The organism is Mesorhizobium hunchu (assembly GCF_040081975.1).
In the GTDB taxonomy this organism is placed as follows: Bacteria; Pseudomonadota; Alphaproteobacteria; order Rhizobiales; family Rhizobiaceae; genus Mesorhizobium; species Mesorhizobium hunchu.
Window position 1 is genome coordinate 51,247 of the sequence record NZ_JBEBMG010000016.1, and the last position, 6,298, is coordinate 57,544.

Annotated in this window: 7 protein-coding genes; 3 read left to right on the forward strand and 4 right to left on the reverse strand. The window is 66.0% G+C overall.

Annotation, left to right across the window (positions count from 1 at the left end):
• Positions 1-14 precede the first annotated feature (14 nt).
• Complete coding sequence (locus ABMA46_RS20090; protein WP_349001782.1) at positions 15-626, reverse strand: glutathione S-transferase; 612 nt, start codon at positions 624-626, stop codon at positions 15-17.
• Between the two features lie 46 nt (positions 627-672).
• On the reverse strand, positions 673-1,281 hold the full coding sequence (locus ABMA46_RS20095) for a thermonuclease family protein (protein WP_349001783.1): 609 nt from the start codon (positions 1,279-1,281) through the stop codon (positions 673-675).
• An 85-nt stretch (positions 1,282-1,366) separates the two neighbouring features.
• Between ABMA46_RS20095 and ABMA46_RS20100 the strand changes: the two genes are divergently transcribed.
• Entirely contained in the window at positions 1,367-2,896 is a 1,530-nt protein-coding gene (locus tag ABMA46_RS20100) for a sensor histidine kinase (RefSeq protein ID WP_349001784.1), read from the forward strand.
• Positions 2,897-2,899: 3 nt separating this feature from the next.
• Here the strand turns inward: ABMA46_RS20100 and ABMA46_RS20105 are convergent, their stop codons facing one another.
• The gene (locus tag ABMA46_RS20105) at positions 2,900-3,877 is read right to left on the reverse strand and encodes a nicotinate-nucleotide--dimethylbenzimidazole phosphoribosyltransferase (RefSeq protein ID WP_349001785.1); all 978 of its coding nucleotides are present in this window, start codon (positions 3,875-3,877) and stop codon (positions 2,900-2,902) included.
• 142 nt (positions 3,878-4,019) lie between these two features.
• On the opposite strand from ABMA46_RS20105, the gene ABMA46_RS20110 reads away from it, so the two are divergent.
• Positions 4,020-4,253 (forward strand): DUF1289 domain-containing protein, encoded by a 234-nt coding sequence (locus tag ABMA46_RS20110; protein ID WP_349001786.1) that lies wholly within the window; start codon positions 4,020-4,022, stop codon positions 4,251-4,253.
• 62 nt (positions 4,254-4,315) lie between these two features.
• On the forward strand, positions 4,316-4,963 hold the full coding sequence (locus tag ABMA46_RS20115) for a TIGR02281 family clan AA aspartic protease (protein WP_425475779.1): 648 nt from the start codon (positions 4,316-4,318) through the stop codon (positions 4,961-4,963).
• 12 nt (positions 4,964-4,975) lie between these two features.
• On the opposite strand, the gene dusA is transcribed toward ABMA46_RS20115, so the two are convergent.
• Complete coding sequence (gene dusA / locus ABMA46_RS20120; protein WP_349001788.1) at positions 4,976-5,974, reverse strand: tRNA dihydrouridine(20/20a) synthase DusA; 999 nt, start codon at positions 5,972-5,974, stop codon at positions 4,976-4,978.
• Between the last annotated feature and the right edge of the window lie 324 nt (positions 5,975-6,298).

Genomic DNA, 6,298 nt, shown 5'->3' on the forward strand with positions numbered 1-6,298 from the left:
GCAAGTCCCGCAGATCAGGCCGCCGCGCTCGGCCGCGACGAAACCGCCGCATACCAGCGGCGTACGTTGGCGCAGTCGTCGGGCATCGCTATGCGCGCCGGCTTCATGAAATCGACGGCGATCATCCCGGTGATGTCGGCGATGGAGTAGCGGTCTCCGGCGGCGAATTCGCGGCTCGCCAGTTCGCCGTCGAAAAATCGCAGGAAGGCGATCGCCTTCGGCTTGTTGGCCTCGCCCCATTCGGGAATCTGCGGGATCTCCCAGTCCTTCATGGCCGGATGGATATGGCGGAATGCCTGGGCGACGAAGTTGAACAGGCCGAGTTCCAGTCGGCGCTGCCACATCTCGACCTGGGCCTTGCCGAGCGCGCCGGCGCCGAACAAAGCGGGTTCGGGATGAAGCTCCTCGAAATAGCGGCAGATCGCCACCGATTCGGTCAGCACCGTTCCGTCGTCGAGTTCCAGCACAGGCAGCCGCTGCAAGGGATTGCGCCTGGTGACGACTTCGTCCCTGTGCCCCATGGCGCCCATGTCGACAGGCACCAGCGGCACCTCAATCCCCTTCTCCGCCAGGAAAACCCTGACCCGGCGCGGATTGGGCGCGCGGCCTCCGTCGAACAGCTTCATCGTCTTCTCCTGATCGTCATTCTTCTTTGCCTGCCGGCGATTGCCCTCACCGTAACCCAAACAGATGGCGTATCCAGTCGCCAACATAGCTCAATACATCAGGCCTGGGCTCCGCCCGCCTGCCATGTGCGCGCCGCCAATCCTGCGGCCGGTCGAAATCTCCGGCCCAGATGCCTGCCCGCGCCGCGCGGGCCTGTCGCTCCTCCGCTGCATAGTTGCCATAGGCGACCGCCCAGCCGGCCAGCACGAGCGACCTGTTGAGGTCGAGGTCGGCTGCCCTGCACGCGCCGAGCAGCCGGTTGTAGCGGTCGCGCTGCCATCCGTCGCAGGAAACGACGCGTCCGCCGATGAGATCGACCAGCGCCTTGCGGGCCATGCGTCCGCAGGCATAGTCGCCTCCTGCTTTGCGGCATGTCTGCGTGTATTCCGGCGCATCGATGCCGCGCAGGCGAACGCGTTCGCCTTCGAGCGTCAGCGTGTCGCCGTCATTGACGACCGCCCTTCCCTGCTCGGTCCGCATCGCACTCCGATCGAGCCTCGCCGCCAGAAACGCCAGAAACGCGACAAGCGCGATGGTCAGGCCATAATCGAACAGCCGCCGCCAGGGACTGCGCTTCGACCGCGGAGGGAAACGGCGCGGGCGATTCCGCCGCATCCGACTCATATGGCAAACCGTTGGTTAATCATTCCGCCGTAGCGTTGAAACACGAAGCCGCTGCCCGCGTAAATTGAAGTTCTTCATGTCGTTGCAACGCTCGAACACAGCGGACAAGAATATTGTGGACCGTAGCAAGCGGCACCGCAACACCGATGTTGCGCGCGCTGTCCGCAAGACCAGGGACCGGCTTTCGCAGCAATCCGGCAATCCCGACTTCGACCGCGAACTGTTGAAACTGCACGCCCGCGCCATGGTCGGCGGCGCGACGGCGGTGCCGCTGATGGTCGTGGCGATCGCCGCAGCCGGCCTTCTCGCCGGCATGAGCGGCCAGGCGCTGGTCTGGGCGCTGATCGCCGTCTGCTGCTACTCGGCGCTTGCCATCGTCGCCCGGCGAGTCGACCGGACCGATATCGCCGACATCAAGCCGAGATCGGCGCGCTGGCAGTTTCTCGTCGCGCATTTTCTCAGCGGCCTGGGCTGGGCGTACTTCGCCTCGCTAGGCTGCGGCACCTGCGGCATCGACCAGTTCCAGGTCATCAAGGCGGTCATCCTGCTGCTGGCGATGGCGGTCACCGCCATCATGGCCTCGTCGCTGCGCAGCGCGCTGCTTTTGACCTTCGCGATGCCTGTGGCGGTGTATGCCTATTCGGGCGCCAGGCTATGGATGCCGGTCGAGACCATCATGCTCGGCCTGCTCGTGGTGGCGCTGCCATTCTTCGCCTATGTGGCACGCCACCTCAATCGCTCGTCGGTCATGCTGCTGTCGTTTCGCAGCGAAAAGGACGCGCTGATCGCCGAACTGGAAACCGCCAAGGCCATGTCCGACGAGGCGCGCCGGCGCGCCGAGGACGCCAACCTCGCCAAGTCGCGCTTCCTCGCCTCGATGAGCCACGAACTGCGGACCCCGCTGAACGCCATTCTCGGCTTCTCGGAGGTCATGGCCAACGAAGTGCTCGGGCCGATGGGCAATGCCAGCTACCGCGATTACGCAGCCGACGTGCATGCCTCGGGCCAGCACCTGCTCGACCTCATCAACGAGATTCTCGACCTGTCGCGCATCGAAGCCGGCCGCTACCAGCTCAACGAGGAGCCGGTTTCGCTGCTGACCATCGTCGAGGACTGCTGCCACATGATGGAATTGAGGGCGCGCAACAAGGACATCCGCATCGTCCAGGAGTTCGAGCCTGCCCTGCCCCGCCTCTTCGCCGACGAGCGCGCCGTGCGGCAGATCGCGCTCAACCTCATGTCCAACGCCATAAAATTCACGCCCACGGGCGGCGAGGTGCGGGTGCGAGTCGGCTGGACGGCTGGCGGCGGACAGTATGTCTCTATCAAGGACAACGGTCCGGGCATTCCCGCCGACGAGATTCCGGTGGTGCTTGCCGCCTTCGGCCAGGGCGCCATCGCCATCAAGAGCGCCGAGCAGGGAACCGGCCTAGGCCTTCCCATCGTGCAGGGGCTGGTTGCGATGCATGGCGGCGAATTCGATCTCAACTCGCGGCTGCGCGAGGGCACCGAGGCGATCGCCATCTTCCCGCCGACCCGGGTCATGGAAGAACTGCCTGCCGTGCCGATGAAGACCGTGGGCGGCGCCCGCAGACGCTCCGCCTGATGGTCAGTTCCGCCCGAAAACCAGCGCCGAGCCGGAAGCGACCGCCGCGACCGTCTTGACCAGTTCCGCGGCTAACGCACCGCCGGCGCCCTGCCCTTCGGCGATCCCGAGATCGAGCAGCGGTTCGAAGCCCAGCCGCGCCGCCGCCTTGGCCGTCGCCGGGTCGGCAGGCCGCATCGCCAGCAGGCAATGGTCGAGCGCGTGCGGATTAATCGCCTTCAGCACCGCGCCGGTCGCCAGCGCCGTCGCCCCGTCGAGCAGCACCGGCACCTTCTGCACACGCGCGGCGACGATCGCCCCTGCAAGCGCCGCGAATTCGCGGCCGCCCAGCCTGCGCAATGCTTCCAGCGGGTCACTCAGGTGAGGCCCGTGCAGCGCAAGAGCGGCGTCCACCGCCCGCTTGCGCGCCGCAGCATCGTCACCTTCACCGGAAGCCGTCCATTCTGCGGCCTCGCCCCCGAACAGTGCCGCGAAAAGCGCCGCTGCGGCGACCGCCCCGCCATCGCCCATTCCCGCAAGGCAAAGCAGGTCGACGTCGCCGGCGACCGCCTCCATGCCGAACGCCATGGTGGCCGCGCAGCCGCGCTCGTCCAGCGCCGCTTCGCGCGTGATGTCGCCGACCGGCAGGTGCAAGGCGAGATCGAACACCTTGAGCCCGAGATCGGCGGCGACGCAGGCCTGACTGACGACCGCTCCACCGGAAGCGATAAACTCGACAGCGTCGGCGGTGGCCGGCGAAGGCGGCGCCACGCCATGCGTTCCGGCGAAGACCGCCACCAGCGGCCGCGCGACCAGAGGCGGGAACCGCCCGCTCCAGGCCGCAAGCCAGGTCGCCACGTCCACAAGTTTCCCGAGCGATCCTTGCCGGGCGGCCGCCCTGGCGAACACGCTTCGCGCCCGCGTCGCCGCATCTTCATCCGACGGCGGAAGCGCGGCGAGCAGATTGCGTATATCGTCGAAGGGAAGCGCGCTGGCCGTCATGAAACCGTTTCCTGTTTGGCCTGCGCATAGCCCTATGGCGACGGCTGCACAACCACGAGGCTGAAACCGGTCGCTGTGCCACACCATCGGACTTGCAACCGCAACATCCCTGTCCCATGTGGAGTGATGTGAAGGAAATTCCATGACCGCCATCGAATCGCCCTGCATCCTGGTCTGCTCGATCGACATGAAGACCGGCTATTGCTTCGGCTGCGGCCGGACGCGCGACGAGATATCCGCCTGGATCGGCATGACGCCGGAGGCCCGCCGCGAGGTGATGGCGCAACTGCCGGCACGGCTGGAGACGGTGGAGCGCAAGCCGCGCCGCGAAACGCGGCGCGCCCGCATGGCGCGCGAGCGCGGTCAGGTGGTTTGACGCCCGTGAACAGGCTGCTCTGGGTCATCCTCGGCATTATCGGTATCGCGGCCGTTCTTCTGATGTGGAACGACTCGTCGGGCCGCACGCTCGGCGTCGAAAACGGTGATTTCGGCCAGTTGGTCTGGCTCGGCCTGCTGGCTCTCGTCATCGGCGCCGGCCTGATCGGCCCAGGGCGGCGGCTGGGTCATATGGCGCGCGGGCTGGGCGCCTGGGCGCTCGTCGCGCTCGCGCTGGTCGCCTTCTACCAGTATCGCTACGAGTTGCAGGACGTCGCCAGCCGCGTTACGGCAGGCCTCATTCCCGGCAGTCCGCTGGCGCTCGGGACCGAGGACGGGCGCGCGACCGTGACGCTGGACAAGGGCGGCAACGGCCATTTCGAGGCGCGTGTGCTCATCAACGGCAGGTCGATCGACGCGGTGGTGGACACCGGCGCGACCAGTACGGTCCTGACCGCAGACGATGCGATCGCGGCGGGCTTCAACCCCGCCGCGCTGACCTACACCGTTCCGGTCTCGACTGCCAACGGCAACACCAAGGCGGCGGCGGTGCGTACCGACGAGATTTCCATCGGCGGCATCGTGCGCAGGAACATGACCGTTCTGGTGGCACCGCCCGGTACCCTGTGGCAAAGCCTTCTCGGCATGAACTTCATCGGCTCGCTGTCGGGCTTCGAGGTTCGCGGCGACAGAATGGTCCTGCGCGACTGAATTGGCCGCAGTTCAAGCCGCCTCGTCGGCCGGCGCCTCGAAATCGACCGCCTCGAAAGCAGCGCGTAGCACCTCCGGCCCGGCACCGGGCCGGGTGGCGTCGGTCGATAGGATCTGGCGCCAGCGCCGCGCGCCGGGCCGACCGTGGAACAGCCCCACCATATGGCGCGTGACATGCGTGAGCCGCCCGCCGCCGGCGATGTGACGACCCGCGTAGTCCGCCATCTCCTCGACCAGCGCCGCAAAATCAAAAAGCTCCGCGCCAGTGCCTTGGAAGCCGGCATCGACGCCCGCAAGGATGGCCGGCGTGTGATAGGCAGCGCGTCCCAGCATGACGCCGTCGACATGCGCCAGATGCGCCGCCGCCTCGCCGAGCGTCTGGATACCGCCATTGATGCCGATGAAGCGTCCGGGACATCGCGCCTTCAATCGATACACCCGTCCGTAATCCAGCGGCGGTATGTCCCGGTTCTCCTTCGGGCTCAGGCCTTTCAGCCAGGCCTTCCGCGCGTGCACCCACAACGCATCCGCCCCGGCATCGAACACCCCGTCCGCCAGCACGTCCAGCGCCGCTTCGGGATCCTGGTCGTCCACCCCGATCCGGCACTTCACCGTGACGGGCACCGCCACCGCCGCCTTCATCGCAGCGACGCACTCGGCGACGAGCGCCGGCGTCTTCATCAGGCAGGCCCCGAACGTGCCCGACTGGACCCGGTCGGACGGACAGCCGACATTGAGATTGATCTCGTCATAGCCGAAATCGGCCCCGATCCTGGCAGCCTCGGCAAGCTTCCACGGTTCCGAGCCGCCGAGCTGCAGGGCGACCGGATGCTCGGCCGGGTCGAAACCCAGCAGCCGCTCGCGCGCGCCATGAATGACCGCATCGGCAACAACCATCTCGGTGTAGAGCAAGGTCCGCTTGCTCAATTGCCGGTGAAAGAACCGGCAATGCCGGTCCGTCCAGTCCATCATGGGCGCAGTGGCTATTATATGTCCTTGATATTTATGCATTTTTTCGTTATGTATCAACGCAGTCGCGTCGCCTTGTTCAACCTTTTTCTACGCTATTTTTCGACGCAATTCGCCACGCTTTTACGTCTGAGTGCACACGGAGCGCACACGACTTTGCCCAGTTATACATGTGTTTCGGCGTGGAATAAGGACCCCGTTTCAGGGGTGATCGGCATCCAAAAGGGACCCCTGTAACGGCAGGTGTTTCACACTGCCTCCGGTTTGATCGGAGGCATTTGTTTTGGATGTTGGTCGTGGAGACGATTGCGAAGATACGTCGGCTGTCGCTGGTTCAGGGGAAGTCGATCAAGGAGATCTGCCGTG